General features: G+C 47.9%; 23 protein-coding genes. 20 read left to right on the top strand and 3 right to left on the bottom strand.

What is annotated here, in order from left to right:
* Positions 1–92: 92 nt before the first annotated feature.
* The 4 genes from ACOIT5_RS04765 to ACOIT5_RS04750 are packed head-to-tail and all read left to right on the top strand — an operon-like array spanning position 93 to position 6,709.
* Positions 93–719 carry a TetR/AcrR family transcriptional regulator gene (locus ACOIT5_RS04765; RefSeq protein ID WP_423129325.1) on the top strand — a complete coding sequence of 209 codons (627 nt, stop codon included), beginning with the start codon at positions 93–95 and terminating at the stop codon, positions 717–719.
* The gene (locus ACOIT5_RS04760; protein WP_423129324.1) at positions 709–2,088 is read left to right on the top strand and encodes a TolC family protein; all 1,380 of its coding nucleotides are present in this window, start codon (positions 709–711) and stop codon (positions 2,086–2,088) included. The genes ACOIT5_RS04765 and ACOIT5_RS04760 overlap by 11 nt, the downstream gene beginning before the upstream one ends.
* Before the next feature lie 7 nt (positions 2,089–2,095).
* Complete coding sequence (locus ACOIT5_RS04755; RefSeq protein ID WP_423129323.1) at positions 2,096–3,247, top strand: efflux RND transporter periplasmic adaptor subunit; 1,152 nt, start codon at positions 2,096–2,098, stop codon at positions 3,245–3,247.
* 36 nt (positions 3,248–3,283) lie between these two features.
* Complete coding sequence (locus tag ACOIT5_RS04750; RefSeq protein WP_423129322.1) at positions 3,284–6,709, top strand: efflux RND transporter permease subunit; 3,426 nt, start codon at positions 3,284–3,286, stop codon at positions 6,707–6,709.
* 95 nt (positions 6,710–6,804) lie between these two features.
* On the opposite strand, the gene ACOIT5_RS04745 is transcribed toward ACOIT5_RS04750, so the two are convergent.
* Positions 6,805–7,230 carry a C-GCAxxG-C-C family protein gene (locus tag ACOIT5_RS04745; protein WP_423129321.1) on the bottom strand — a complete coding sequence of 142 codons (426 nt, stop codon included), beginning with the start codon at positions 7,228–7,230 and terminating at the stop codon, positions 6,805–6,807.
* 100 nt (positions 7,231–7,330) lie between these two features.
* Positions 7,331–8,524, bottom strand: a complete 1,194-nt coding sequence (locus ACOIT5_RS04740; RefSeq protein ID WP_423129320.1) for a phosphoglycerate kinase — start codon at positions 8,522–8,524, stop codon at positions 7,331–7,333.
* Between the two features lie 202 nt (positions 8,525–8,726).
* On the opposite strand from ACOIT5_RS04740, the gene ACOIT5_RS04735 reads away from it, so the two are divergent.
* A complete protein-coding gene (locus ACOIT5_RS04735) occupies positions 8,727–9,851 on the top strand; it encodes an ATP-binding protein (protein WP_423129319.1) in 1,125 nt (374 codons plus the stop codon).
* A gap of 89 nt (positions 9,852–9,940) precedes the next feature.
* Here ACOIT5_RS04735 and ACOIT5_RS04730 read toward each other — a convergent pair whose 3' ends face one another.
* Positions 9,941–10,381 (bottom strand): DUF4395 domain-containing protein, encoded by a 441-nt coding sequence (locus tag ACOIT5_RS04730; protein ID WP_423129318.1) that lies wholly within the window; start codon positions 10,379–10,381, stop codon positions 9,941–9,943.
* 191 nt (positions 10,382–10,572) lie between these two features.
* On the opposite strand from ACOIT5_RS04730, the gene ACOIT5_RS04725 reads away from it, so the two are divergent.
* The 15 genes from ACOIT5_RS04725 (at position 10,573) to ACOIT5_RS04655 (ending at position 26,989) form a co-directional block, all read left to right on the top strand.
* Positions 10,573–11,865 carry a S28 family serine protease gene (locus ACOIT5_RS04725; protein ID WP_423129317.1) on the top strand — a complete coding sequence of 431 codons (1,293 nt, stop codon included), beginning with the start codon at positions 10,573–10,575 and terminating at the stop codon, positions 11,863–11,865.
* 178 nt (positions 11,866–12,043) lie between these two features.
* Positions 12,044–14,149: a glycoside hydrolase family 36 protein gene (locus ACOIT5_RS04720; protein WP_423129316.1), complete on the top strand. Its 2,106-nt coding sequence runs from the start codon at positions 12,044–12,046 to the stop codon at positions 14,147–14,149.
* Between the two features lie 144 nt (positions 14,150–14,293).
* Positions 14,294–14,728 (top strand): PaaI family thioesterase, encoded by a 435-nt coding sequence (locus tag ACOIT5_RS04715; RefSeq protein ID WP_423129315.1) that lies wholly within the window; start codon positions 14,294–14,296, stop codon positions 14,726–14,728.
* Positions 14,721–15,836 carry a chorismate-binding protein gene (locus ACOIT5_RS04710; protein ID WP_423129314.1) on the top strand — a complete coding sequence of 372 codons (1,116 nt, stop codon included), beginning with the start codon at positions 14,721–14,723 and terminating at the stop codon, positions 15,834–15,836. Before ACOIT5_RS04715 ends, ACOIT5_RS04710 begins: the two co-directional genes overlap by 8 nt.
* On the top strand, positions 15,833–17,518 hold the full coding sequence (menD, locus tag ACOIT5_RS04705) for a 2-succinyl-5-enolpyruvyl-6-hydroxy-3-cyclohexene-1-carboxylic-acid synthase (protein WP_423129313.1): 1,686 nt from the start codon (positions 15,833–15,835) through the stop codon (positions 17,516–17,518). Before ACOIT5_RS04710 ends, menD begins: the two co-directional genes overlap by 4 nt.
* Positions 17,519–17,539: 21 nt before the next feature.
* Positions 17,540–18,496 carry a LuxR C-terminal-related transcriptional regulator gene (locus ACOIT5_RS04700; protein ID WP_423129312.1) on the top strand — a complete coding sequence of 319 codons (957 nt, stop codon included), beginning with the start codon at positions 17,540–17,542 and terminating at the stop codon, positions 18,494–18,496.
* Positions 18,497–18,671: 175 nt separating this feature from the next.
* Complete coding sequence (locus ACOIT5_RS04695; RefSeq protein ID WP_423129311.1) at positions 18,672–19,241, top strand: NADPH-dependent FMN reductase; 570 nt, start codon at positions 18,672–18,674, stop codon at positions 19,239–19,241.
* A gap of 101 nt (positions 19,242–19,342) precedes the next feature.
* Entirely contained in the window at positions 19,343–20,182 is an 840-nt protein-coding gene (locus ACOIT5_RS04690) for an arylamine N-acetyltransferase family protein (RefSeq protein WP_423129310.1), read from the top strand.
* Positions 20,179–21,372 carry an MFS transporter gene (locus ACOIT5_RS04685; RefSeq protein ID WP_423129309.1) on the top strand — a complete coding sequence of 398 codons (1,194 nt, stop codon included), beginning with the start codon at positions 20,179–20,181 and terminating at the stop codon, positions 21,370–21,372. Before ACOIT5_RS04690 ends, ACOIT5_RS04685 begins: the two co-directional genes overlap by 4 nt.
* 151 nt (positions 21,373–21,523) lie before the next feature.
* Entirely contained in the window at positions 21,524–21,997 is a 474-nt protein-coding gene (locus ACOIT5_RS04680; protein WP_423129308.1) for a carboxymuconolactone decarboxylase family protein, read from the top strand.
* Between the two features lie 206 nt (positions 21,998–22,203).
* Complete coding sequence (locus ACOIT5_RS04675) at positions 22,204–22,542, top strand: YciI family protein (protein WP_423129307.1); 339 nt, start codon at positions 22,204–22,206, stop codon at positions 22,540–22,542.
* An 8-nt stretch (positions 22,543–22,550) separates the two neighbouring features.
* Positions 22,551–23,771 carry an RNA polymerase sigma factor gene (locus ACOIT5_RS04670; protein ID WP_423129306.1) on the top strand — a complete coding sequence of 407 codons (1,221 nt, stop codon included), beginning with the start codon at positions 22,551–22,553 and terminating at the stop codon, positions 23,769–23,771.
* 92 nt (positions 23,772–23,863) lie between these two features.
* Positions 23,864–24,436 (top strand): YkgJ family cysteine cluster protein, encoded by a 573-nt coding sequence (locus tag ACOIT5_RS04665; RefSeq protein ID WP_423129305.1) that lies wholly within the window; start codon positions 23,864–23,866, stop codon positions 24,434–24,436.
* A 32-nt stretch (positions 24,437–24,468) separates the two neighbouring features.
* Entirely contained in the window at positions 24,469–25,725 is a 1,257-nt protein-coding gene (ilvA, locus tag ACOIT5_RS04660) for a threonine ammonia-lyase (RefSeq protein ID WP_423129304.1), read from the top strand.
* A gap of 97 nt (positions 25,726–25,822) precedes the next feature.
* Positions 25,823–26,989 (top strand): AIR synthase related protein, encoded by a 1,167-nt coding sequence (locus ACOIT5_RS04655; protein ID WP_423129303.1) that lies wholly within the window; start codon positions 25,823–25,825, stop codon positions 26,987–26,989.
* The last annotated feature ends 6 nt before the right edge of the window (positions 26,990–26,995 follow it).

Raw genomic sequence — 26,995 nt, 5'->3', positions numbered from 1 at the left:
GATTGGATTCTGCTTATTTCTTAACGTAAACTTAGGAAACTTTTAATGTGGCAATAGTTTCCATGTGAGGAAATGAGCATACATTTGCAGGTATGATAGAAGACAGAAAAGAAATCATCCTGAAGGAAGTCGGTCAACTTTTTTTGCGATCCGGCATCCGTAGTGTAACCATGGACGATATCTGCCTTGAGTTGGGAATCTCAAAAAAAACATTGTACCAATTCTTTAAAGACAAAGAAGATCTGGTTCGCCAGGTTGTTGATGTTTTTTTTATGAATAATCCGGATTTCCGGATTACCCACGAAACCGGAGAAAATGCGATTGACCGGGTACTGAACATCAGGGCGCATATTGTGAAAACACTCAGGTTGATTCAGAATAACGTGGATTTTGATTTAAGAAAGTTCTATCCCCGTGTTTACCGCAAAGTACTCGCATTTAAAAGAGATAAGATTTACGAAGATCATTTCGCGTTAATGGAGCAGGGAAAACAGGAAGGTTTATTTCGTGAAGAATTGGACAGCGATTTTATTTCGCGCTTGATTGTCGGGCGATTCCTGTTCATTTTTAATCCGGATAATGGCTTGTTTTCAGAAGAAGAAGTTCGTGCGATCAAATTGTTTGACACGGCTGTTGATTATCATTTTCATGGGATTTGTACAGAAAAAGGACTAGAATACTTTAAACAACAATTAAACAATGTTCAGAATGAAAACTAAGTTGAGACAATTAGTTCCCTTACTCTTTTGCCTGTTGGCCGGAGGAACGGTGAGCGCCCAGAACGCACTTAAGTTTTCTTTGGAGGAGGCGAAAGTCTACGCCCTGAAGAATTCTTATGTAGTTCGGAACAGCGGGGTTGATGTGTTGTCTGCGCGGAAGAAGGTTTGGGAAACAATTGCTACCGGATTGCCCCAGATTAACGGGTCGGCAGATTATACCAAAAATATTGATGCGACGAAGTCGCCTATGCCGGTTGCCATCATTCCTAAAGATTACTGGCCATTCCTGGGTATACCAGACGACACTCCAATAACAAGTAATTATCCTCTTGCTTTTGCGCAAAAATATTATTCAAACTGGGGAGTTGCTGTTAGTCAAACAATATTTGACGGATCTTATATCGTTGGAGTCGGTTCAGCTAAAATTTATCTTCAACTGGCTGAGCAAGCAAAGGAGAAAACAGAAATTGAAATAAATTATGCAGTTGAACAAGCCTATTATTTGACTCTTATTGCAACAGAAAATCTGGCGGTTATGAAGGAAAACCTGACCAACTCCCGGAAGCTGGAAACTGAGACAAAAGCGATGTACACGCAGGGTTTTGTTGAAGAGCAGGATGCCGATCAAATGCGCCTGTTGGTTCAGCGGGCCGAAAATGAGGTATTAAAAGCGGAACGGGAAATCAGGGTTGCCGGGACTGTGTTGAAGTACACGATGGGAGTTGATATGGAATTGACGGTTGAACTGACCGATCAGCTGGATGATTTTTTGCAGCCGATCCTGGCCGAAGATGAGCATGTTCCCGGCTTCGACCACAGCATCCACATCGATTACCGGATGTTGGACACCCAGCGGGAAGCGAGCCAAAAACTTCTGTTGCTCGAAAAGTCGGCCTATTTGCCTAAAATCAGCGCTTTTTACAACTGGAATAAATCGTCATTTGGAGACAGCGCCAATTTGTTTAAAAACAGTGTCCCCTGGTTTAAGTCATCCATGCTTGGGGTCAATATTTCCGTTCCGATTTTCTCGGCCGGCGAGCGAATGGCCAAAGTCAGGCAGGCCGAGTTTGCCTACGAAAAGTCGGTCAACGACCAAAAGTTGGCCGTTCAATCCTTACAAAAAGATTATCTGACAGCGGTGGCCGATGTGGAAAGCGCTGTTGATCAACTGAAAAATGATGAGGACAATAAAATGCTGGCAAAAAAAATACTGGATAAAACCGTGATTAAATATAACAACGGAATGGTAAGCAGCACCGAACTGGCACAAACAGAAAGCCAGTACATCCAGAGCCAGGGGGCCTGGGTGTCCTCGGTTATGCAGCTGTTAAATTATAAGATTAACCTTGATAAAGCAACCGGAAAATAAGAAGACAATGAAAACAATAGACGTAACAACAATGAAAAAATTGAACCGGATCGGAGTATTTGCTCTTGCAGCCTTACTGGCCGCTTGTTCCGGTACTCCGGATAACAGCGCCGAAGCGAAACGAAAAGAATTGAACGGGTACAAACAGGAACTGCATCAGCTCGAGCAGAAAATTGCTCTTTTGGAGCGGGAATTAAAAGAGGCGGCTGATATTGAATATGTTGAAGTTGTGCTCAACCGGGTTGAACCCCGGTTCTTTGAACATTTTTTTGAAGTAACCGGCAGTGTTGAGGCCGACCAGGAAGTTAATGTAAGTCCCGAAGGTTCGGGTCAGATCCTTGAGATTAAAGTAAAAGAAGGCCAGCGTGTTGCCAAGGGCGCCGTGCTGGCAGTTCTGAACTCCGAACCCATCAACCGAACCATCGAGGAAGTGAAAATCAACCTGGAGCTGGCAAAAACCACCTTCGATCGTCAGCAAAAATTGTGGGACCAGAACATTGGCTCCGAATTGCAGTACCTCCAGGCCAAATCGGCTAAAGAATCGCTGGAGCGGCAACTGGAAGGACTGATGGCCCAGCAGGATATGTCGATCATTAAAGCGCCTGTAGATGGTATCATCGATGTTATTTATCAGAAGCAGGGACAGATTGCCAGTCCGCAAATACCTTTTGGCAAATTGGTCAACATCGAAAGAATTAAGATTTATGCCGATGTTACCGAGGCTTACCTGACAAAAATCAAGGAGGGCGACGATGTTCTGGTGAACTTCCCTTCAATCGGCAGAAGCGTCAGCACAAAAATCCGCCAAATCGGGAATTACATCGATCCGGGCAACCGGACATTCCGTATCCGGCTCGATCTTCAAAACAGCGATAAACTGATCAAACCCAATATGGACGCCGTGGTAAAAATCAGGGATTATGTGGCCGACCAGGCGATTGTTATTCCGTCGTTGCTGATAAAAGAGGACTTTAAAGGTAAATACACTTTTATTGCCGAGAACAACGGGAAGTACCTGGCTGCTAAAAAGATTTACGTGAACCCGGGCGTATCGGACAACAATGTAACCGAAGTACGCGAAGGTCTGACAGCGGGGATGGAAGTTATTTCCGAAGGTTTCAGCCAGGTGTTTGACGGATCGGCTGTCAGGGCAAACTAAGTATTCCAAATTTTATTTGCTGTAAAACAAGGTAACATGGATAAAGAACATCAGAGCGATAATACGCAACATATACATCGAAAATTTAAGCCAACTTACCTGGCCCTGAAGAATCGGACCACGGTGTTTATTCTGACCGGGATGTTGGTGTTTTTCGGATTGTTTTCATACAATAGCATGCCCCGGGAAACCTTTCCCGAGATTGTTATCCCCTATATTTTCGTCCAAACCATTTATCCGGGCAATTCGCCTGTGGATATTGAGAACCTGATTACCCGGCCGATCGAAAAACAATTGAAAGGCATGGACGGGGTGAAAAAAGTGTCGTCGGCCTCGTATCAGGACGTAAGCACGATTGTGGTTGAATTCAATACCAGCGTGGAAATCAAACAGGCGCTTCAGGATACTAAAGATAACGTGGACAAGGCGCGCTCGGATTTGCCGGGCGACCTGGAGGATGATCCGCTGGTGATGGATCTTGATTTTTCTGAATTTCCAATCCTGAATGTAAATATCTCAGGTGATTTCAGTATGCGCGAGTTAAAAAAATTCGCCGAAATCCTTCAGGACGAGTTTGAAAGTCTGAGCGAAGTATCTGAAGCAACCATCCGGGGAATCGACGAACGTGAAATCCAGGTTAATGTCGACCCGTTTAAGATGGAAGCGCGGGGCATTTCTTACGACGACATTGCTTTTGCGCTGCAGGAAGAAAATGTGACCATTGGCGCGGGTGAATTTATAGCCAACGAAACCCGGCGCGTTGTCCGTACTGAAGCCGACTATACCAGCATGGATCAGATTGAAAACACGATTATCATGCTGAACAACGGCAAGCCGGTTTATGTACGCGACGTAGCAGATGTGGTTGATGGCTACAAAGAAAAATCGACTATTTCGCGGTTGAATAACAAACCGGTTGTCACCCTGGCAGTTACCAAGCGGAGTGGGGCTAACATCCTGGAGGCTACCGAAAAGGTCAACCAGGTGCTCAAAGACCAGGTCCGGCTGGGATATTTGCCCGGAAACCTCGAAATCGTGGTGACCGATGATATGTCGACCTACATCCGGAACGAAATTGCCAACCTGGAAAACAGCATCATCCTGGGGATGATCCTGGTGATCTTTGTATTGTTCCTGTTTCTTGGGTTCCGCAATGCCCTTTTCTCGGGCCTGGCGATCCCGATCTCCATGTTTTTGTCATTTATAATACTCGACCAGTCGTCTGTTACCTTAAACAGCATGGTTTTGTACAGTTTGATTTTGGCGCTGGGGATGTTGGTCGATAATGCCATTGTGGTGGTCGAAAATGTGTACCGGCTTCATTCGCAGGGCTATTCCCTGCTGACAGCGACTAAAAGAGGCGTGAGCGAGATAGCTTTCCCGATTATTTCGTCTACCTTAACCACCCTGGCGGCGTTCTTCCCGCTGATTTTCTGGGATAGTATTGTGGGCGAATTTATGAGCATCCTGCCCAAAACCCTGATCATCGTTTTGGCATCGTCCTTATTTGTCGCGTTGGTCCTAAATCCGCCGTTTATTGCGAAATTCATGAAGATTGACGATATCCGGGTGAAAGTTGACTGGAAAAAAACGGTTAAGCGGGCGGCTATTTTCGCAGGTGTTTCGGTTGTGTTTTATGTTTCCGGTATTTATCTGCTGGGTAATATCCTGGCGACCATTGCGCTGTTGATGGTGTTGAATGTGCTGGCATTCAGGCCGCTGGCCCGGTGGTTTCAAACCAGGTTCCTGGTGTGGCTCGAAAACTTCTACGAACGTCAGTTGCGTAGCGCCTTAACAGGAAAAAGACCGGTCCTGTATTTTATGGGGACCTTTGTTTTACTGATCGTGTCAATTTGGTTCTACGGTTACCGAAGCCCGAGTGTGGTCTTTTTCCCGGATACCGATCCGCAAACTATTTATGTGACCATGGAGCTTCCGCTGGGTACTTCCATCGACCGGACAGATGAGGTATCACGCCGGGTTGAGGGCATTATTAATAAAACGATTGAGCCGTACATGCACATTGTGAAATCGGTGACTACCTCGGTGGGTACCGGGAAAGGGCAGATGTTCGAAAGCTCGGTGAGTCCGAATAAATCGTTGACTTCGATTTCGTTTGAAGAATACAAACTGCGCGGCGGCATTAATACGTCTAAGATCATGCAGGAATTGTCGGCTAATTTTGCGGGTTTTGTTGGTGCAAAAATATTTGTAGAGAAAGAAGATGAAGGCCCGCCTGTGGGAGCGCCGATAAACATTGAAGTAACCGGTGACGATTTTAACCAACTGATTAAGATCACGGACGATTTCATCAACATGATCAACGATGATAATATTGCCGGTATCGATGAATTAAAGCTGGATATCAATATTCACCAGCCCGAGATGCTGGTGAAAGTTGACCGCGAACGGGCGCGGCGTTATGAACTATCGACCAGGCTGATCGCGATGACCCTGCGAAACTCGCTTTACGGTTATGATGTGGGCGATTTTAAAGACGGAGAGGATGAATACGACATTTTTATCCGTCTAAAAGAAGAATACCGGAATGATGTTTCGACCCTGATGAACCAGAAACTGCTGGTTGAAGGGAAGTTAATCCCGATCTCGGCCGTAGCTGATTTTGAATATTCGTCGACTTACGACAAAGTAAACCGGATTAACCACAAACGGGTGATCACCATATCGTCGAATGTGGTGGAAGGATATAATGCAAACGTCATCAACGAGCGCATCCGCCAGGTGCTGTCAAACTACAACATGCCGGCGGGCTACGATTATGCTTTTACCGGCGAGCAACAGGAGCAGGACGAAAGCAGCGAGTTTCTGATATTTGCGCTGTTGATTGCTGTAGCCCTGATCGGACTGATCCTGGTTACCCAGTTCAACTCGTTTATCAGGCCGGTTATTATTATTGCTACGGTTGTGTTCAGTACAATTGGCGTGTTCCTCGGGCTGGCCGTTTTCAAAATGGAGTTCGTGATCATCATGACCGGCATCGGGATCATTTCGCTGGCTGGTATCGTGGTGAACAACGGGATCGTACTGATCGATTATATTGACCTGACACGGCAGCGGAAACGGGAAGAACATGGCCTGAGCGAGGGCGCTTTTCTTGCCGTGAAAGAAGAAATTGAGTGCCTGGTGATTGCAGGAAAAACCAGGTTGCGCCCGGTATTGCTGACGGCGATCACCACGGTGCTTGGTCTGGTTCCTTTAGCCGTTGGGTTTAACTTCGATTTTATATCGCTTTACACCCACTTTGACCCGGATTTCTCGCTGGGAGGCGAAAGTGTGGCTTTTTGGGGACCGATGTCGTGGACCGTTATTTTCGGTTTGACTTTTGCGACCTTTCTGACCCTGCTGTTAGCTCCGGTGATGTATTTGCTGACAATCCGCATTAATTACCGGATAAAAAAGATGCTTGGGATTGTTCCGGAAGACAGCTTCCGGGAGGACTAAACCGGATCGGTTCGAATTAACCTGTTAGGACGAAGGCGCAGGTAAAGCCGGAAGAGCATCGCTCTGATCTGCAGGCTTTACAGGCGCCTTTCTTTTTAGAATTCCTTTTCGATAATCCGGCAGGCTGTTTCGATAAAACGGGGGCAATGGGTCTGAAACAAATCCCGTTCTTTGGCTTCCGCATTTCCTTCGGGAGTGGAAATGTTGATGCCGAGCAGTTCTTTGCACACCAGACTGCCGTGTGTTTGAGTGAACAGGTGACTGAAACGCCTGATCTTTTCTTTGGTAGCCGCTTTGGCATCGGGATCGGCGGAGCTGTGGCCGTGTTTTAACCCGATGACCATATAGGCGCCGGTGACCGCGCCGCAGGTTTCGCCGCAAGCCATTCCTCCGCCAAACCCGCTGGCTATTTTCAGGGCGGTTTCCTGATCCAGGTTAAGGTCGTTGGCAAAAGCCGAAAGGACAGACTGGCTGCAATTTAGTTCCCTGAATACTTCAATGGCTAATTGTGCTTTGTCCATAATCTTTTTGTTAAAAGTTAAACTGTTTTGACGAATATCAGGAATAAAAAAACCCGAAGATCTTTCCTCCCCGGGCTCCTATATGTTTTTGTGTCGGTTGTTATTCGCCGCGAACAGCTGCAATACCCGGCAACACTTTTCCTTCCAGGGTTTCGAGCATCGCGCCGCCTGCAGTTGAGATGTAAGACACCTGTTCGGCAATGCCGAATTTGTTTACGGCAGCTACCGAGTCGCCACCGCCCACCAGGGTGAAGGCTCCTTTTTTCGTTGCTTCAACAATGGCGTCGCCAATTGCTTTTGTACCGGCGGCAAAGTTTTCCATTTCAAATACGCCGGCAGGGCCATTCCAGAGAACAGTTTTTGAGTTGCTGATCACTTCTTTGAATTTGGCAATCGTGGCGGGGCCCACGTCCAGGCCCATCCAGCCGTCTTTAATATTACCTGCAGCACACACTTCGGTATTGGCATCATTGGCAAATTTGTCGGCAGCCACACAGTCTGAAGCAATCACCAGGTTGACGCCTTTTTCTTTTGCTTTTTCAACGATCGTTCTTGCCAGTTCCAGGTACTCGTCTTCGCAGAGCGACGAGCCGATATTTCCGCCCAGCGCTTTGACGAAGGTGAAAATCATGCCGCCGCCGATGATCAGGTTGTCGACCTTATTCAGCATGTTTTCAATGATGGTGATTTTGGTCGAAACTTTGGCGCCTCCCATGATTGCCGTTAACGGGCGGACCGGTTTAGCCACCACTTTGTCAAGGCTTTCTACTTCGCTTTCAACCAGGTAACCAAACAATTTGTCGTTCGGGAAAAATTTGGCGATGACAGCGGTTGAAGCATGTGCCCGGTGGGCGGTACCAAAAGCATCGTTCACCCAGCAGTCGCCCAGCTCGGCCAGCTGCCCGGCAAAAGCTTCGTCGCCTTTTTCCTCTTCTTTGTGGAAGCGCAGGTTTTCGAGCATCAGCACTTCGCCCGGTTTCAGGGCGGCGGCCATCGCTTTTACTTCGGCGCCAACACAATCAGGAGCCAGCTTTACATCAACGCCCAGCAGCTTAGCCAGGTGTTTGTAAAGGTGTTTCATGGAGTATTTATCTTCGGGTCCGTTTTTCGGACGGCCAAAGTGAGACATAATGACAGGAGAACCGCCGGCTTCCATTATTTTTTTGATGGTTGGTACGGCAGCACGCATGCGTGTATCATCTGTGATTTCGAAATTTTCATTCAACGGGACATTAAAATCCACACGGATTAACGCTTTTTTCCCGCTGAAATCATAAGTTTCAATTGTCTGCATAATAAGATTACTTTTAGTTTCTTTTTTTCTACGTCCAAAGATAGAAAAAAGATAGGTCGGTACAGAAGGCCAACGCGCAATCCCGTCATTTTTAATAATGACGTAATGAACCGGTTTCCGGTTTTTCAGCCGGATAAACTTAGTGCCGGATACGGAATAGCTGACAGGATTTGTTATTTTTGTTTCATTCAAATGTTAACTTATGTTTTTTCGCAATGTGATCGGGCAGGAAGCCATAAAAAAAAGGCTCATACAGGCGGTTGCCGATGAACGGGTGAGCCATGCCCAGTTATTTGCCGGCGGCGAAGGTTCAGGGAACCTGGCGCTGGCGCTGGCTTATGCCCAGTATGTATCGTGCCTCAATAAAACAGCCGGCGACTCATGCGGCGAATGTACTTCCTGTAAAAAATATCAGAAGCTCATCCATCCCGATCTGCACTTTGTGTTTCCGGTGGTGAAAACCCCAAAATTCAAAGAACCGGTGAGTGATCATTTCCTGGAAGAATGGAGAAAGATGGTTTTGTCGAACCCGTATTTCAACCTCGACGACTGGTTTGGCTTTATTGGGGTTGAAAATGCACAAGGCCTGATCTACTCCCATCAAAGCGAAGAAATCATCCGGAAACTCAACCTGAAATCGTACGAATCGGAATATAAGGTGATGATTATCTGGATGCCGGAAAAGATGCATATTTCATGTGCCAACAAATTACTGAAAATGATTGAGGAACCACCTGTGAAAACCTTGTTTTTGCTGGTTACCGAAAGTGAAGAAGAAATTATCAGCACCATTCGCTCCCGTTGTCAGCTGATTAAAGTTCCGTTGATTGATACTACTGCTTTAACCGGGGCACTGGATTCCTTACCGGAAGCTGCCGGAAAAAATCTGGAGACCCTCGCGCACCTAAGCCGCGGAAACTACCGGCGGGCCTTACACTTGCTTGAACCGGGCGAGCAAAATCGATACAACCTGGAGCGTTTTAAAGAGCTGATGCGTTATGCTTACGGGCGGAAGTTTTCCGACTTATTTGCGTGGATGGCAGAAATCGCAGAAATCGGACGCGAACGGCAAAAGAATTTCCTGCAATATGCACTCGGACTGGTGCGTGAGAATTTTATTTACAACCTGAATAACCAGAATCTGGTTTTCATGGATGAAGAAGAACAGGCATTTTCGAGCCGGTTTTCGCCTTTTATCAACGAGCGTAATATCATTCCGATCACTGAAGAACTGGAAAGTGCCTTTCGTCACATCTCGATGAATGGCCATGCCCGGATTATTTTCACCGACATGGCCTTGCGAATTGTGAAACTGATCCGCAAGTAGGGGTGCGTACCGTCGGGCGTCCGTGAATCGGGAAGGCATAAAAAAACCGGCCTGAGCCGGTAGAGAAAAAATAGTTATCTGTTGGAAAATTAATTTCTGTAAAAAGGTAATACCAGGTAGGTGTAAATGGTACAACCGGCACAAAAGGCAAACGCGAATTCAAGCCCTGCAAAAAATACCAGCACGCCGGCAACAATGGCCGACGCCGGATTCAATTGCAAAAGGTGCAAGCTGGTAAACGCAAGGGCCATGGTAAAACCCATTCGGGCTGCAAAAATCTTCGGAGCTTTATCAATCAGACGTTCAGGCAGGTTCAGCGCCTGGGTCATCCAGTATGCCAAACAGCTTAACGGGCTATATCTCAATCGGGTAAAAGCGCGGATGTAAAAATCGGCGGCTATAAACGTCATCAGCAAAACAGAGTTAAAGGCAAAGGCAATGATTGCCGTAATCACAACCAGCAGCGCTGTAAGCCGGGTGACTTGCTCGTTAATCCGTTCCTGTGAAACAGGGCAGAATAAATTCTTCATTTTAAAAACTCCTTTCATTGCAGCAGGTAAAACTGATTTCAGTTTACTTGCATATTTATCGGACAAAAGTATCTTTTATTTTTGAATTATTTAAACGCATTCTAAATAACTCAGGCATGACTTAATAGTTTCTTCATATTCGCAAAAATCAATTCGTCTGATTAAATTTCAGCGTTTTTAAAACCGGTTTTATGTTAAGATATCGTTGTTTGCTTTTGACGCTGCTTTTGGCTTTATTTTTAGTTGCTCCAACCAATGGCCAGGATCTGAAGCATTTTTTGAAATCCAACCCGGCGATTGCCGAAGTGAAGGAAATCGAAGGTAATCCGTCTTTTAATCAGACGTATGAAATCAAGATCAGGCAACCCATCAACCATAAAGACAGTTCGGATGGTTTTTTTCTGCAGCGGGTTTTCGTTGCTGACAAGGATCCGGTTCGTCCGGTTGTTTTCATTACCGAAGGGTACAGCGCGGAATATGCTTCCCAGCCAAATTACAGGCACGAACTTAGCCAGATTCTGGAGGCAAACCAGTTTTGTGTGGAGCATCGTTATTTCGGAGAATCCGTCCCCGATTCGATGGTGTGGAAATTTCTGACTGTTGGAAATGCCGCCTTGGATCACCACCGGATCGTATCGATTTTCAAAGAATATTACCAGGGCAAATGGTTGAACACGGGCATCAGCAAAGGCGGCCAAACGGCATTGGCCCACCGTGCTTTTTTTCCTGACGATGTTGATCTGACCATTGCTTACGTGGCCCCCTTGAACTTTGGCGTGGAAGACGGACGTCATGAAGCTTTTCTCAAACAAACGGGAACGGCAGAAAGTCGGTCAAAAATTCTGAACTTTCAGTTTGAAATCCTCAAAAGAAAGGCACAGATGCTCCCCTTGCTGAGCGCCTACAGTGAAAGCCGCCGGTACACTTATCCCGTTGGAACGGAAGAAGTGCTGGATTTTGTTGTTCTGGAGTATCCTTTTGCTTTTTGGCAGTGGGGATATTCGTGCCACGAAATTCCCGACCTGTCTGCAGATGATCAGTCGCTTTTCAGGCATCTGGTCAAAATAAGTCCTCCTGATTATTTTTCGTATGAAGGATCGGCCGGGTACTCGCCGTTTTTTTACCAGGCTGCCCGCGAATTAGGCTATTACGGTTACGATACGCAACCGTTTGGCGACCTGATTTCGGTTAAATCTGCCGAGGGATACCTCAACCGGATGATGGTGCCGGGGCATCAGCAGGTTCAGTACAATCCGGCTACCGCTCTTATGATCAGCGACTTCTTGTTGCATGAAGCCAAAGGGGTTATACTCATTTATGGTGAAATAGATCCCTGGACGGCCAGCGCGGCAACACTCCGGCGAAACAGGCAGAACATGAGCGTAATCAAGCCGGAGGGATGCCACAAAACCCGTATATTAAACCTCCCGGAGAAGGACCGCGACAAAGTGGTTGCCCGGATTAAAAAGGTTTTAAATGAGTAAATTCCGGTAGTCGGTGCATCCTTTTTGGCGGTAACAAATGTTTTTTACAACATGTATCGGTTTAATGAAGTCATTATCAGATGAGTTGTGCCTGATGAATCTTTTCGGCCCGGTGTCGATTGTGTGTTAAAAGTTGTTAATTTTACATTTCCTAAACATTAATAGCAGCTACAAACCGATGGCTTTAAAACCAATTGAAAGAAGAAGTTTTCTGAAGATGGCGGCAGCAGGATTAAGTGGAGCATTGATGCCTCTTCCATTGTACGCTGAAGCTCTTGGGGCGATCGATCCTTCCGGGCCCGTGAAGTTCAAACTGGGCAGATCTGAATGGATTCTGCACAACGATGGCACCTTCGATTTAATTGCGGGAACTATACGCCTTCGCAACTGTCGCCCGACGGTTGACGGACAAAGTATTTTTGTCCGTAATACCTTCATGGGCGACTCTCCCAAAGGAAAACGGATTATTTATGAACTCGATCGCGGCTTTGTCATGCTCGACCTGAAGATCAACTATGGTTCGGTATCCATCGGAGCCGAGCTGAGCAGTATGTCGCGTGCCCCGTTTTATTTTTCGCCGTTGGGTGAAGCCCGGGTCGAAGGAGTTACCCGTTTTTTTAAGCAGGGACTGGGCTTTGGAGGACAATCCGGTTTATACAATATTCAGGGATCCACGCCCCGTGAATGGGGAAATACCGCCGGCGAGCAAGCCTGGTCGTACGGCTCGTACCTCACGACGGCCCTCATTTCGGCCGATAACGGGACATTGGGCTTTGGCGCATACGAACATTCCGACTTCATACAAAAAAGTACCATCTATAACCGTCCGCACCGTAAAGGCTTACTTGACCGTTTTCCCGACCGGGAAGATATTTTTTTTGAAACCGGCTTTGTGATGGAAAACATTCCCCTGAAAGACGATTTTATCAAGCTGCCCGATATTTACATCATCCAGGGAAACCAGCCCTACGAAACGCTTCAGCACCTGGCCTGGAACATCTCGGAAAATATGGTGGCCCGGAAAGATACCCGGACAAGCTACCACTGGAGCTCCTGGTATGAGTACAAAAAGGATTTTTCGTTTGAAAAGTTGAAAGAACAGCTGGTCACCTTAGACAACCTTGAGCCTAAAATCCCGATACAAACCATCCAGATTGACGATTGTTACTGCACCCACGGCGACTGGCTCGATACCAACGACAACTGGCCCAAATCGATGGAAGATGCCGCCCGTGAAATATTCAGAAGGGGCTATCGTGCCGGGATCTGGGTAGCTCCGTTTATGGTGGACGGGAAGAGTAAACTGTTTCGAAATCATCAAAACTGGCTGATTAAAGACCTGAAAGGAGACCCGGTCCCTCAATGGGAAACGCCGGAAGGGAACCATTATGCCCTCGACGGCAGTCATCCCGATGTGCAAAAATACATTGCCAAGGTTTTCAGGAGTTTGCGGAAGATGGGATACACATTTTTTAAGACCGACTTCCTGGACTGGGGGCTGAAGGACAGCACCAACATCAGGCGTTACAACCGGGATAAAACCTCCGTTCAGATTTTGGTTGAAATCCTCGCGATTATTCGCGAAGAGATTGGGGCCGGTAGTTACTGGCTGGCCAGCATTGCCCCCTTTGCCCCGCTGATCGGTTTCGTGGATGGCATGCGTGTTTCGAATGATGTGGAAAGTACCTGGTCGCCGGATGGCGTTGAGAATATGTTTCAGGAAACCTACAATTGCCAGTATTTTAACAACGTGTTCTGGCAAAATGATCCTGATACAATTTACTTGCGTAATGTGAATAACGACCTGACCGAAACGGAAAAAACAACCATCGCTCAGTGGAATGGTATTCTTGGAGGGACGGTTCATACATCCGACCGCTTCTCAACGCTGAGTGAAGATCAGTTGAATTTCTGGCGTTTTCTTCAGCCTCAGGATCGGCCGCAAAGCGCCGTGATGCCTTTCTGGGGAGAGAACAGAAAATGCAAGGTCGCCGTCCGCCGCTACAAATCGCCGCGCAGCTGGGGTGTTTTGTTTGTAAACGATACCGACGAGCCGGTACAGGAAACCTACCAAATGGTTGAAATTAACGGCGAAAACAAATGCTGGGCTTATTTGTGGGATCCCGGGCGAAGTATGGGACTCGGGAACCTGGATACGATCAGTGTTTCGCTCGGGAAGCATGAGTCTAAATTAGTCTATCTCACCGAGAACAACAGCAATCCGCCCGCCGACTTATCCATCAGTGGCGTTCAGTTGGAGAAGTACCTTCGCAGGCACGGCTAGTGTTGATCGTGCTGCGCTGGCGCCGGCTTCGTGAACTGCACGCGGGGCCGGCGCCGGTGTTTATACCGGTAAAATATGAACAGAAGTTTTTCTGAAAGTTAAAACTATACGCTATTTTAGGGGCTTATTTTAGAAAAAAGCACGATGGATTTTAGCATGTTAACCATTGATACGCCCCTTGAATTAATCAATACGGCGATGCAAAACAGCCTGATCGGCAATCTTCAGATCAGGATTGAAGCGATTGCCCGGGGTGAAGTCCGGGCCAGTATGCCTGTTTGCCCGCAAACAACCCGCCCCGACGGTATCCTGCACGGAGGGTCGAATCTGGCCCTGGCCGAAACAATTGCCGGCCTGGGCAGTATGCTCGTGATTGACATGAGTGAATTTGATATCCGGGGAATTCATGTTACCGGGAGTCATACCGGAACGGTTCGGGACGGATTTGTTCTGGCAACGGCAAAAATTATCCATCAGGGGAACCAAACGCATGTTTGGAATGTTGATGTAACCAACAAAGATGGTCGCCTGGTTTCAACCATCCGGGTGACTAACATGATCGTAAAACGCAATGAATAAGGGGAACGAATACAGCCTACTTTTAGACAAGATATTAGCCAAAAACAGACCGTTTGCCGCCTGGTCGATGCCCGGGGAGGAGCTTCCCGAACTGCTGATCGGCGAAAAACAGGATTTACTCTTGCTTTCTGACTTTAATAAACTGAACGGGCAGGAGGGATTTGTTTTTGCCCCCTTCCGGATCAGCGAAACTGCTCCCTTGGTTTTGTTGAAACCGGGAATTCTTTTGAAAGATTTCCGCGACCTTCAGTCCTTCGATATCGATTCCTTGCCTGCCTGTGAACCACCCGCCCGGCCTGCCGGCGATTATTTTGTTATTCAGAAGGAGGACTACCTTGACGATATTGCGGCAACCATTGGAACGTTACACAAAACGAAATTGTCGAAGGTGATTGTTTCACGGCTGATCCCCCAAAAGCGGGAACACGAATCGGTAGGTCAACTGTACATGCAGCTGCGTTCGCAAACACCCAACGCGTTTGTATACCTGGTAAACCTGCCCGAAAGCGGGATCTGGATGGGAGCTACGCCGGAAGTATTGCTTCGTTCGAAAGGAAAAACGCTGGAAACGGTTTCACTGGCCGGAACCCAGCCCCGCCGAACAGATCCGGATTATGGCTGGCACACCAAAGATATTGAAGAACAGGCTTTTGTTTCGCGCTACCTGCTTGACGTACTTTACCGTTTTAATATTCACGATTATACCACCCAAGGGCCCGAAACCATGGAAAGCGGCCGGGTTGCCCACCTGAAAACCAGTTTTTATTTTTCAGCCAAAAAGATAGAAAACTGCCTGGGCGATTTTATTGCCGAGCTGCATCCCACGCCGGCCGTTTGCGGTTTTCCGAAATCAAAAGCCGATCAGTTCATTTCAAAAATTGAAAAGCACGACCGGCGCTATTATACAGGCTACCTGGGCCCCTGGCGGTTAAACAATTCTGTTTGTTTATTTGTAAATTTACGCTGTATGGAACTCACTCCCGATCAGTACATCCTGTATGCCGGGGGCGGGATTACGTCCAGGTCGGTTCCTGAGGAAGAGTGGGAAGAAACCAATAATAAAGCACGGACACTTTTATCAGCCATTGAAGCTGTTCAAAATAAATGATTTCAACAAAAAAGCACATTCAGCAATTAGCCGCTGTTTTACGGGCAAAAGGAATTGATGATATCATCATTTCGCCGGGGTCGCGCAACGGACCCATGACGCATACCTTTGCCGGCAGCGGACTGTTCAACTGCCGCAATATTGTTGATGAACGCAGCGCCGGCTATTTTGCCCTGGGCTTAGCCCAGGCGAAACAAAAGCCGGTAGCCATCGTTTGCAGCTCGGGCACGGCTACCCTCAATTATGCTCCGGCAGTAGCCGAAGCCTTTTATCTGAATGTGCCGTTGATTGTGCTTACGGCCGACCGTCCGGACTACTGGATCGATCAGGCGGAGAGCCAATGTATCCGGCAGGCGGGCATCTACCGGAATTTCATCAAAAAAGAAATCAGCCTGCCGCTGGGCGAGTCGGAAAACGAGCTGTGGTTTGCCGCACGCGAAATCAATGAATGTTTAAATTTCGCCGTTTCGGGCACACCGGGACCGGTTCACATCAACATTCCGCAGGACGAACCACTGCATGATCTACTCGATGCCGGGCTGCCCGTGATTAAAGTGATTGAGCCCGCCGGGATGCAGGCTGTTTTAACAGGCGCCGAGCTGGAGAAGCTGGTTTCAGCCTACAACCAGGCTGAAAAGGTGTTGATTTTAGCCGGTCAGCAAGTACCTGTTCCCGGGCTCGAGGGCCGGTTGGCCGGGCTGGCAGAGAAAACCGGCGCCCTTGTATTGCACGAACACCTGTCGAACCTCGGCAGCCCGTGGTTTTGCAGCAGTGTCGACATGCTGATGGCCGCAATGCCCGAAAGAGAGCTGAAAGATTTCAGTCCCAACCTACTGATCAGCTTTGGAGGCCAATTTGTTTCCAAATCACTGAAACAATTTCTGAGGGACAACAAACCTGCCAACCACTGGCATTTGAGTTTGTCGGGCGAGCATTTCGACACCTACCAGTCGCTGACGAAAGTGATTCAGCAGGATGCAGCTGCCTTTTTTGGGCAGCTTTTGGAGGGCGTTACTTCAAAAGGACAAAGCTACCTGGCCCGCTGGAAAGAAAAAGAAAAACAGGTCAACACAGGGCGTGATGCCTTTGTCAGTCAGGCCGGATTCTCCGATTTGACGGTATTTGATCGGCTTGGCAAAGCCATTCCTGAAAATTCGGTGATTCATCTGGGAAACAGCTCGCCGGTGCGATATGCCCTGATCGGCGAGCGGGTGAAAAACGCGATGTATTTCAGTAACCGCGGAACGGCCGGTATCGACGGGTGCTTGTCTGCGGCGGTTGGCTTTGCCTCCGGGTCCCGAGAACTGAACACAGTGATCCTTGGTGACCTGTCGTTCTTTTATGACTCCAATGCCTTGTGGAATAAATACATCGGGTCAAATCTGCGGGTCATTGTCATTCACAACGGGGGAGGCAATATTTTCTCACTGATCAAAGGGCCGGAAAAATCGCCCGCTTTTCGCGAACATTTTTTCACCGAAAATAAATTCAAGGCCGAAGGCATTGCCTGTACTTTTGGGCTCGACTATTTCAAAGCCAGCCACGAAACAGAACTGGAAACAGCCTTGAACGACTTTTATTCGCCCATCCGGTCAAAACCCGCCTTGTTGGAGATTTTTACCGACGCGGAGTTAAATATGGCGGTGTTTCGGGCTTTGTTTAAAGCGGTAAAAGCAGGATAGCAGAAATTGATGCCTGATTAGATGGAAGATAAAGCTTATTTTCATTTGTATGAAATTGCGAAATATCTGAACAAGGAATTTTCGCTGCATTCGGCGCTGCGGAAAGCGCTGGAAAAAACAGTCGAATTGTTGCATCTGGAAACAGGGTGGATTTGGCTGGTGCAGGAAGATTCGGTTTATCTGGCTGCTTCGTATAACCTGCCTCCCGCGCTTAGCCGTTATCCGGAGCGGTTGTCGGGGCGTTGCTATTGCATCGACATGTACCTGGCAAATGGCATTTCAGCAGCCCGCAATATCAGTGAAATAACCTGTACGCGTTTGAAGGACATTACTTCCGGAACACGGGGATTGAAGTTTCATGCCACCATTCCGATCACCATTGAAGGACGAAAGGTAGGCCTGATTAACCTGGTGAGCAAGGAAACGCAACAGTTGGATGAAATACAACTTTCCGTTTTAAATACCATCGGCGAGTTGGTAAGCATTGCGATTCAGCGGACACGGGTACAGGAATCTCATGGTGAGAGGGTATTGAAAAAAGACTCTTCCATGCGCGATGTGCTGGCTCGTGTGATCGCCCCGGGCATGGAAGAGTTGGTGACTCAGTTAAACGAAGTCAAAACATTTACCGAACAAAAGAATAGTCTACTGACTGCGAGCCAGGTTGAAAATACGTTGAGCCAGGCCGAGGAATTGCACCGGCAGCTTTCGCTGATTCTGGATGAGGCCGACTTACCTACGGTTGACGAAGCAAATGAAAAACGTTTGCATTATCCGACTTCGCCATTAACGAAACGGGAATTGGAAGTACTTGCCCTCGTGAAAAAAGGACACACAAATAGGCAAATTGCCGAACAGCTGTTTGTTTCCGAGCGAACCGTTAAGTTTCACGTCTCATCCATTTTATCCAAACTTCTTGCCCGTACCCGTACCGAGGCAGTCGAAACCGCGATTCAGCGGGGACTGACGGGATTTTGAACCGGTTTCTGCCAGTTCTTCCTTGTAAAAAAACCATTATTTCTTGCAGCAGCACCTGTCCTATCGTACAGGTTGACTTCTGGACGATAGTCTGTTTTTTCCCAAATCATTGCTTCTCATCTTTGTTGTGTTAAGTCAACAGTAAACAGACAGAGTTTAGGAAGAGGAGGATACCATGATGAAAATATCGATGCTTTTAGGAACCGTCAGGGAGGGAAGACAATCTCACAGGGCCGCTTTCTATGTGGCAAAATCCCTGAAAAAGAGGGGCATTGAGCCCGATTTGATTGATCTGGCGAAATTTCCGTTGCCTGTTTTTGGTACAGATGAAAAGTCTGGCGAAGAGGCACTAAAGAATATTGAACTGATTAGTTTCCGGCTTCAGGAGGCCGATGCCCTGATCTTTGTTAGCCCCGAATACCACGGAAGCTTTTCAGGAGCGTTAAAAAATGCCCTGGACCATTTCTGGCCCGAATTTCAGCGGAAACCGATCGGTGTGGTTGCCACTTCATCAGGACGAATGGGCGGAATTAATGCATCCACGCAACTGCAACATGTGATTTTGAGTCTGGGCGCTTTTCCGCTTCCGTATAAGTTGCTGGTCTCGGATATACCTCATGCGTTTGATGATTTCTTTGAGCCTGAAAATGAACAAATTATAAGAATGACGAACAAGTTTCTGGATGAATTTCTTTGGTTTGCCGAGGCGCTTCATCATAAAAAGACAAAAGAAACCATCACCTGACCTGCGAAATTTAACCTGTCGACCTGAAAACGCCAGGCTTTATAGCGAAAGAATAGTTTCCCGGAGAAACGGGACAATGGATAAATGAAAAACGAGAAACAATGAAAACAGAAATTGATTTGAACGCTTATTTTGACCGGATCGGTTATGACGGTCCCCGGGCAGCGACCCTGGACGTATTGAAAAAACTCCACTTTCTTCACCCGCTGGCCATCGCTTTTGAAAACCTGAACCCCTTGTTGCGAATTCCGGTTTTACTTGATTCGAAATCACTTCAGCAAAAGTTGATTTACGAAAACAGGGGCGGGTACTGCTTCGAACAAAATCTCCTGTTTATGGATGTTTTGAGATCGTTGGGATTTTGGGCGAAAGGGCTGGCCGCGCGTGTTCTCTGGAATGTGCCGGAAGGGCGGATTACTCCCCGCGGGCACATGTTGATCCTGGTAGAAGCTGAAAGCAAAAAATATATTTGCGATGTGGGTTTCGGCGGGATGGTGCTCACCGCACCCTTGCTGCTTGAGCCGGTTACAGCACAGGAAACACCTCACGAACCGTTTAAATTGACCCGGGAAGGAGAGGAGTATATTCTTTTTACCCGCATTGACGGAGAATGGAAAGCATTGTACCGCTTTAATCTGAGTGAGCATTACCGCGAAGACTATCAGTTAACCAACTGGTACCTTTCCAATCATCCGGAATCTCATTTTGTAACCGGTTTGATTGCTGCCCGTCCTGATATTAACCCATCGCGACGTTATACACTGAGGGGAAATCAGTTTTCTATCCACTACCTTCATGGCCAAACCGAAAAACGAACACTGGAAACCGTTACCGAATTACGGCAAATACTCGAACGGTATTTTTTGATAAGGCTGTCGGATGTACCGGAACTGGACGCTGTTTTGCAAAAGATAATCGTAAAGATGGAGGGAACAGCATGAAAATGAATCGGTTTTCCACAAAGGCGGCACTGCTACTGGTGAGCAGCTTAACGGTGATGGCGGGGGCCACCATTGCTCCGGCATTACCTTCGATACAGGCCCACTTCAGGGGAGTGAACGATGTTGGACTCTGGGTCCGGCTGATTTTCACGATGCCTGCCTTGTTCATCGTGCTGGCAGCTCCTCTTGCCGGCTGGTTTCTCGACCGGAACGGTCGCTTGCGTTTACTCATTCCCTCCATGATTCTTTACGGCATTGGCGGCAGCTCGGGGATCTATCTCGACTCGATTGGCGCAATTCTGGCAGGACGCGCCCTGTTGGGAATCGCAGTGGCCGGGATCATGACCAGCGCCACCACGCTTGTCGCCGACTATTACGAAGGACAGGCCCGTTCCCGCTTTATGGGCTGGCAAGCTGCTTTCATGAGTTTTGGCGGCGTGATTTTCCTGACGACAGGAGGCGCCCTGACAGAAGTCGGTTGGCGATGGCCGTTTACGATCTATTTGTTTTCCATCGTATTGATACCGTTGGTCATCTCGTCACTCAGCGAACCGGTCAGTCAGGTGAAAAAAGCGAATACGGAAAATACAGCGGGAGAACCTGTTGTCAAACCGGTCCGGCTGCTTACGCTGATTTACGGCGTGGCCTTTGGAGGAATGGTCATCTTTTATTTTGTTCCCTTGCAAATACCGTTTTACCTGAAGACGCTGGTTGGAGCCGGTCCCACGGCCAGCGGAATGGCTATTGCCGTGGCTACCCTGTCGGGGATGGTGATATCCTTGTTCTATAGCCGGGTTCGGGCCCGGATGGACTATATTTCCATTCTTTCGCTGAATTTCGGATTGATGGGAACCGGCTATCTGTTGATCGGATTGGGTGACAACTATTTGCCGGTGCTCGCCGGACTTGCCGTTAGCGGTTTGGGAACGGGCCTGATGTTTCCCAATCTGAATGTGTGGCTGACCTCCGAGGTCCCCGAAGCTTTTCGCGGCCGTGCTGTGGGCGGTTTAACCACTGCCATTTTCCTTGGACAATTTATGTCGCCCGTAGCCGGCCAACCCATTGCCGAAACGTTTGGCCTCGACTTCCTGTTTAGGGGAGCCGGTGTGGTTTTGCTGAGTGTCGCTTTTGCATTTGTATTGCTGAAACAGCCCATTCGCGCATTTGTCAACATCATGGCAGTTCGTTGATTCGGTTTACCTCTCCCTTGTCACATTTCAACCTTCATACGCAAAAAAAATATCTTTTCATGTCCAATTTCAGAAATCCCATTCATTATTGAAGTGTAAAACAGATTTTATAACCCGTCTGCCTGAAAGCAGGCAATTAAACAAAAACAGAATGAAACAGAGAATTAATGCTTTCGAGAAAAGCCCGCGTGCGGTAAAGGCGATGTATGGCCTGGGTGTTTACCTGGCAAAATCGCCTGTGGAGAAAATGTTGTTGGACCTGGTCTATTTCCGCGTGTCGCAAATTAATGGCTGCGCCTATTGCCTGGATATGCACTCCAAAGACTTACGTGCCCTGGGCGAAAGCGAACAGCGTCTTTACATGATGGATGCCTGGAGGGAAGCGCCTTTTTATTCCCAACGCGAACGGGCGGCGCTGGCTTGGGCCGAAGCTGTCACCCTGGTGACTGATGGGCATGTGCCGGATGAGGTGTATGAACAGGCGAGTGAACAGTTTTCCGAAGAAGAACTGATCGATCTGACGATGGCCGTGATTACTATTAACAGCTACAACCGGATTAACATTGCTTTCCGCACCCCCGCAGGCACCTACGAGGTCGGGCAACATGCGGTGCACGCCAGTTAGGTAATTACTCAGGACGAGAATGGTTTTGTGTGATTTATCTCTGAGGAGTCACATAAAAACCGAAGAACCAAAATGATCGGATTGATGTTGTTTTTCTGAAGGAAGATCGAAATCAACAGTTGGAGATGTTCCGGATTTGAACTTCATGAGTCCGATTTATTTCTGAAACAGCTTTCAGTTAGAATAAAGATTAAAATTAAAAGCAAATGAAAGAATTTATGTTTCTGTTCCGCCAGCAAAGCTACGACGCCAAAGCCATTTCGCCGGAAGAAATGCAACAGATTGCAAAAAGATGGCAAAACTGGGTCGAAGGGATTGCCTCGCAGGGGAAGTTTGTCAGCCACGGGAACCGCCTTTCAACCGAAGGAAAAGTGTTGAAACCCGGTGGGGTGGTGACCGATGGCCCTTTTGTCGAGATCCGCGAAATACTGGGCGGTTTTATGGTGGTTAAAGCCGATAGTTTGGATGAAGCCACCACCCTGGCCCACGGCTGCCCGGCGCTCGACTACAAAGGCAGCGTTGAGGTGCGCCCATTTTATGAATAAGCCTGCCAATGGAATCCGAATCTCTAAAACGGTTGTTTCAACAGGAATTTTCCAGGATGGTTGCTGTGATCAGTAAACTTTACGGATTGCAACACATCGAAACCGCCGAAGATCTGGTCAGCGAAACCTTTCTGCAGGCTGCCGAAACCTGGGGGATGAAAGGAGTTCCCGGGAATCCGGCAGCCTGGCTTTATGCGGTGGCCAAACAAAAAACACTGCATTTTTTCAGGAGAAATAAAATTTTTGAAGAAAAGGTAATTCCTCAGCTAAGCCTTGAAATCAATGGTAAAAGCGAAGAATTGAATTTCTCGCAGCAGAACATCAAAGACAGTCAGTTGCAAATGATCTTTGCTATTTGCAACCCGGTTGTCGCCAGCGAAGCGCAAATCGGATTAGCGCTGCGTATACTTTGCGGATTTGGCATCGACGAAATTGCCGAGGCTTTTCTTTCAAATAAAGAAACCATCAATAAAAGGCTGTTCAGGGCAAAAGAAAAGCTGAGGGACGAACAGGTCAGGATGGAGTTCCCGCCCGAAAATGAGATTGATAAGCGTCTCGATAATGTTTTGCACATCGTTTACCTGCTGTTTAACGAAGGTTATTACTCCAAAACCAACAACCAGGTTTTGCAGAAAGAGCTGTGCCTGGAAGCAATGCGCCTGGGGCTCATGCTGACGGAATATGAAAAGACCGGGCAGCCTAAAACAAACGCCCTGATGGCGCTCATGTGTTTTCATGCTTCGCGGTTCAGCGCCAGACAAATAAGCGAAAACGCGATGGTTCTTTACGAACAGCAGGACGATGAGCTTTGGGATACCGCATTGATCGATCAGGGGATGTATTTTTTGAACCTTTCGGCCCGGGGAGACGAGTTAAGCTCGTATCACCTGGAAGCGCGGATTGCTTCGTGGCACTGCATCAAAGAGGATAGCCCGGAAAAATGGGACAACATTTTGTCTTTGTACGACCAGCTTTTGCAGGTGAATTATTCCCCCTCAGTTGCGCTTAACCGGACATTTGCCCTGTACAAAGCGAATGGGAGGCAGGCAGCGCTGGCGGAAGCCGAAAACCTGAAGTTGGAAAACAACCATTTTTATTTTGTACTGCTTGGCGAACTTTATAAAACCATTGATAACGAAAAGGCAAAATCCAGTTTTCAACGAGCTTATGCCTTAGCCGGAACCCGGGCTGAAAAAGAAATAATCCAACGTAAAATTTTCATGGTTTGATTAAAAATAGTGGTTTTCAGGAGTATCAGCAAGAACAACAAATTGATATATTTGGCGCAGTTAGATGAAACAGATTATTGTGAGGATGACCGATGTACAGGAAGGTTCAACGCGTGCAAAAAGTCTTGAACGAAGCGGCTTTGCACACTGAAAAATTTAGAAAAAATGCAGGGATGGCCTGTGCGGCAAATTGCCATTTGTGTTGCTTGAAGAAAGATATTTCGGCCTCGCCGCTCGAGTTTTTGCCATTGGCGTATCAACTTTACCGCGACGGGACGGCCGAATTGGTATACACTCAACTGGAGGAACTGCCCGAAAACAGCCTTTGTATCCTCTTCTCGCCACTGGGCGACAAGCCCGGCGGCTGCCGTTCATACCCGTACCGGGGATTGATCTGCCGTTTGTTTGGTTTCGCAGCCAACCTGAATAAACAGCGCGAAATCCGGCTGATTACCTGTAAAACCATCAAAGAGTCGACCGCGTATCAACAGCTAAGCCCGCAGGCGTTTAATAGGGCCCCCCTGGCAACCGATTATTATATGCGCCTGGCAGCCATTGATTTTGTTCTGGCAAACGAACAGTACCAAATCAATGAGGCAATCCGCAAAGCGATCGAACTGGTGCTGACTTATTATTTATACCGGGGTAAACGCAAACCGGCCTGATCAGGTTGGATTTCATAAAAAAAGAAAAAGAAATGGCGAAGGGATATTTTCCATCATTACAGGCGATAAACAGGGCAAAACTGACGATTAACGAGGTGCTGAATGCCACACCTTTGGCCGAAAACCGGAACTTGTCGGAACAGTTTGGCTGCAAGGTGTTTTTGAAACGGGAAGATTTGCAGGTGGTCCGCTCGTATAAAATACGCGGGGCTTATAATAAAATTAAAAGCCTGACAACGGAACAGCTGAAAAACGGGATTGTATGCGCCAGCGCCGGCAACCATGCGCAGGGAGTTGCATACTCTTGCTGGAGGTTAGGCATCCGGGGCAAAATTTATATGCCTACCACCACACCCCGGCAAAAAATCAAACAAGTGCAGATGTTTGGTAAAGAATTCGTTGAAATTGTTTTGCACGGCGATACTTACGACGACGCCAGCGCCGAAGCCTGGAAAGACTGTTCTGAGAACGGCAAAACCTATATCCATCCATTTGATGATCCGTTGATTATTGAAGGGCAGGCAACCGCCGCGCTCGAGATCATTCAGGATTCTGCCTGTCAGATCGATTACCTGTTTGTGCCCATTGGCGGCGGCGGACTGATTGCCGGCGTGGGCAGCTATTTCAGGCAGGTAAGCCCGACTACCAAAATTATCGGGGTTGAACCGGCTGGCGCCCCTTCCATGCATGAGTCGCTGAAAAAAGGCGAAGTGCTTACCTTGCAGGATATCGATAAATTTGTCGACGGGGCGGCGGTCCAGCGTGTCGGCGACCTTCCGTTTGAGATTTGCAGGCAGGTGGTCGATGACATCGTGCTGGTCCCCGAAGGCCGTATTTGTACAAAAATCCTGGAGCTGTATAACCGCGATGCCATTGTGGTTGAACCGGCCGGCGCGCTTTCGATTGCCGCGCTCGATTATTATGCCGGCCGGATAAAAGGAAAAAACGTGGTGTGCATCGTGTCGGGCAGCAACAACGACATCACCCGCACCGAAGAGATCAAGGAACGTTCGCTGTTGTTTGAAGGGCTGAAACACTACTTTATTGTTCGTTTTCCGCAGCGGGCAGGCGCCTTGCGCGATTTTGTGGAATTTGTCGTTGGTCCGAACGACGACATCACCCACTTTGAATACACCAAAAAGAACAACCGCGAAAAAGGTCCGGCCTTTGTCGGGATTGAGCTGACCGACAAGAATGACTTCGACGGGCTTGTCCGGCGAATGACCGAACATGGCTTCGTGTATGAATATGTGAACGAAAAACCGGATTTGTTTCAGTATCTGATTTGATCATTTACCGACAGGGCCAACTGACTTGCTTTTGAGAGCGGGATAGAAAATCCCCTAAAAATATTAACTTTGTGCCGCGAAATCAGAATCCAGTTTTATGAGCGACAGCAGGTATATGGCACGGGGCGTATCGGCATCGAAAGAAGATGTTCATCAGGCCATTAAGAATATCGATAAAGGCTTGTTCCCCAAAGCATTTTGCAAAATCATCCCGGATGTGCTGGGCGGAGATCCCGACTGGTGTAACATCATGCACGCCGACGGCGCCGGCACAAAATCGTCGTTGGCTTACATGTACTGGAAAGAAACCGGCGACCTGTCGGTATGGAAAGGTATTGCACAGGATGCGCTCATCATGAATATCGACGACCTGCTTTGCGTGGGAGCGACAGATCATATTTTGCTATCGTCGACCATTGGGCGCAATAAAAATAAAATTCCGGGCGAAGTCATTGCCGCCATCATCAACGGAACCGACGAACTTTGTACCGAATTGCAGCAAATGGGGGTTGGCGTTTATCCAACCGGAGGCGAAACGGCCGATGTCGGCGACCTGGTCCGCACGATTATTGTTGATTCGACGGTTACCTGCCGCATGAAACGCGACGAGGTGATCTCGGCCGGCAACATTCAGCCGGGAGATGTAATCGTGGGCTTGGCCTCGTTCGGGCAGGCCACCTACGAGAAGGCCTATAATGGCGGGATGGGCAGCAACGGGTTGACTTCGGCCCGCCACGATGTCTTTTCGAATTACCTGGCGCAAAAGTACCCGGAAAGTTTTGATCCGGATGTGCCGGCAGAACTCGTTTATTCGGGCAGTAAAAAGCTGACGGAAGCTATTGCCGGAATTGGCCTGGATGCCGGAAAACTGGTCCTTTCGCCAACCCGGACTTATGCCCCTGTCGTCAAAAAAATACTCGACCGCTACCGGAACCGGATTCACGGGATGATCCACTGCTCGGGAGGAGCGCAAACCAAGGTGCTTCATTTTGTCGATCAGGTGCATGTCATCAAAAACAACCTGTTCCCGGTTCCTCCGCTGTTTAAAATGATTCAGGAAGAATCGAAAACCGACTGGCAGGAAATGTACAAGGTGTTTAACATGGGGCACCGGATGGAAATTTACCTGGAGCCTGAACTGGCTGATGCCATCATCGAAATTTCGCAATCATTTGATATTGACGCCCGGATCGTTGGTCGGGTGGAGGCTTTTGAAGGTAAAAAGCTGACCATTGAGTCGGAATACGGAACATTTGAATATTAGAATGTC

It is taken from the genome of Gaoshiqia hydrogeniformans, assembly GCF_049347105.1.
GTDB classification, from domain to species: domain Bacteria; phylum Bacteroidota; class Bacteroidia; order Bacteroidales; family Prolixibacteraceae; genus Gaoshiqia; species Gaoshiqia hydrogeniformans.
The sequence above is the reverse complement of the archived record's forward strand: the minus strand, read 5'-3'. Positions and strand labels throughout refer to the sequence as shown.

Excerpts from the sequence above, each read along its gene's own strand:
- ACOIT5_RS04765 (WP_423129325.1), top strand. The coding sequence starts at position 93 with ATGATAGAAGACAGAAAAGAAATCATCCTGAAGGAAGTCGGTCAACTT.
- ACOIT5_RS04760 (WP_423129324.1), top strand. The coding sequence starts at position 709 with ATGAAAACTAAGTTGAGACAATTAGTTCCCTTACTCTTTTGCCTGTTG.
- ACOIT5_RS04755 (WP_423129323.1), top strand. The coding sequence starts at position 2,096 with ATGAAAACAATAGACGTAACAACAATGAAAAAATTGAACCGGATCGGA.
- ACOIT5_RS04750 (WP_423129322.1), top strand. The coding sequence starts at position 3,284 with ATGGATAAAGAACATCAGAGCGATAATACGCAACATATACATCGAAAA.
- ACOIT5_RS04745 (WP_423129321.1), bottom strand. The coding sequence starts at position 7,230 with ATGGACAAAGCACAATTAGCCATTGAAGTATTCAGGGAACTAAATTGC.
- ACOIT5_RS04740 (WP_423129320.1), bottom strand. The coding sequence starts at position 8,524 with ATGCAGACAATTGAAACTTATGATTTCAGCGGGAAAAAAGCGTTAATC.
- ACOIT5_RS04735 (WP_423129319.1), top strand. The coding sequence starts at position 8,727 with ATGTTTTTTCGCAATGTGATCGGGCAGGAAGCCATAAAAAAAAGGCTC.
- ACOIT5_RS04730 (WP_423129318.1), bottom strand. The coding sequence starts at position 10,381 with ATGAAGAATTTATTCTGCCCTGTTTCACAGGAACGGATTAACGAGCAA.
- ACOIT5_RS04725 (WP_423129317.1), top strand. The coding sequence starts at position 10,573 with ATGTTAAGATATCGTTGTTTGCTTTTGACGCTGCTTTTGGCTTTATTT.
- ACOIT5_RS04720 (WP_423129316.1), top strand. The coding sequence starts at position 12,044 with ATGGCTTTAAAACCAATTGAAAGAAGAAGTTTTCTGAAGATGGCGGCA.
- ACOIT5_RS04715 (WP_423129315.1), top strand. The coding sequence starts at position 14,294 with ATGGATTTTAGCATGTTAACCATTGATACGCCCCTTGAATTAATCAAT.
- ACOIT5_RS04710 (WP_423129314.1), top strand. The coding sequence starts at position 14,721 with ATGAATAAGGGGAACGAATACAGCCTACTTTTAGACAAGATATTAGCC.
- menD (WP_423129313.1), top strand. The coding sequence starts at position 15,833 with ATGATTTCAACAAAAAAGCACATTCAGCAATTAGCCGCTGTTTTACGG.
- ACOIT5_RS04700 (WP_423129312.1), top strand. The coding sequence starts at position 17,540 with ATGGAAGATAAAGCTTATTTTCATTTGTATGAAATTGCGAAATATCTG.
- ACOIT5_RS04695 (WP_423129311.1), top strand. The coding sequence starts at position 18,672 with ATGATGAAAATATCGATGCTTTTAGGAACCGTCAGGGAGGGAAGACAA.
- ACOIT5_RS04690 (WP_423129310.1), top strand. The coding sequence starts at position 19,343 with ATGAAAACAGAAATTGATTTGAACGCTTATTTTGACCGGATCGGTTAT.
- ACOIT5_RS04685 (WP_423129309.1), top strand. The coding sequence starts at position 20,179 with ATGAAAATGAATCGGTTTTCCACAAAGGCGGCACTGCTACTGGTGAGC.
- ACOIT5_RS04680 (WP_423129308.1), top strand. The coding sequence starts at position 21,524 with ATGAAACAGAGAATTAATGCTTTCGAGAAAAGCCCGCGTGCGGTAAAG.
- ACOIT5_RS04675 (WP_423129307.1), top strand. The coding sequence starts at position 22,204 with ATGAAAGAATTTATGTTTCTGTTCCGCCAGCAAAGCTACGACGCCAAA.
- ACOIT5_RS04670 (WP_423129306.1), top strand. The coding sequence starts at position 22,551 with ATGGAATCCGAATCTCTAAAACGGTTGTTTCAACAGGAATTTTCCAGG.
- ACOIT5_RS04665 (WP_423129305.1), top strand. The coding sequence starts at position 23,864 with ATGTACAGGAAGGTTCAACGCGTGCAAAAAGTCTTGAACGAAGCGGCT.
- ilvA (WP_423129304.1), top strand. The coding sequence starts at position 24,469 with ATGGCGAAGGGATATTTTCCATCATTACAGGCGATAAACAGGGCAAAA.
- ACOIT5_RS04655 (WP_423129303.1), top strand. The coding sequence starts at position 25,823 with ATGAGCGACAGCAGGTATATGGCACGGGGCGTATCGGCATCGAAAGAA.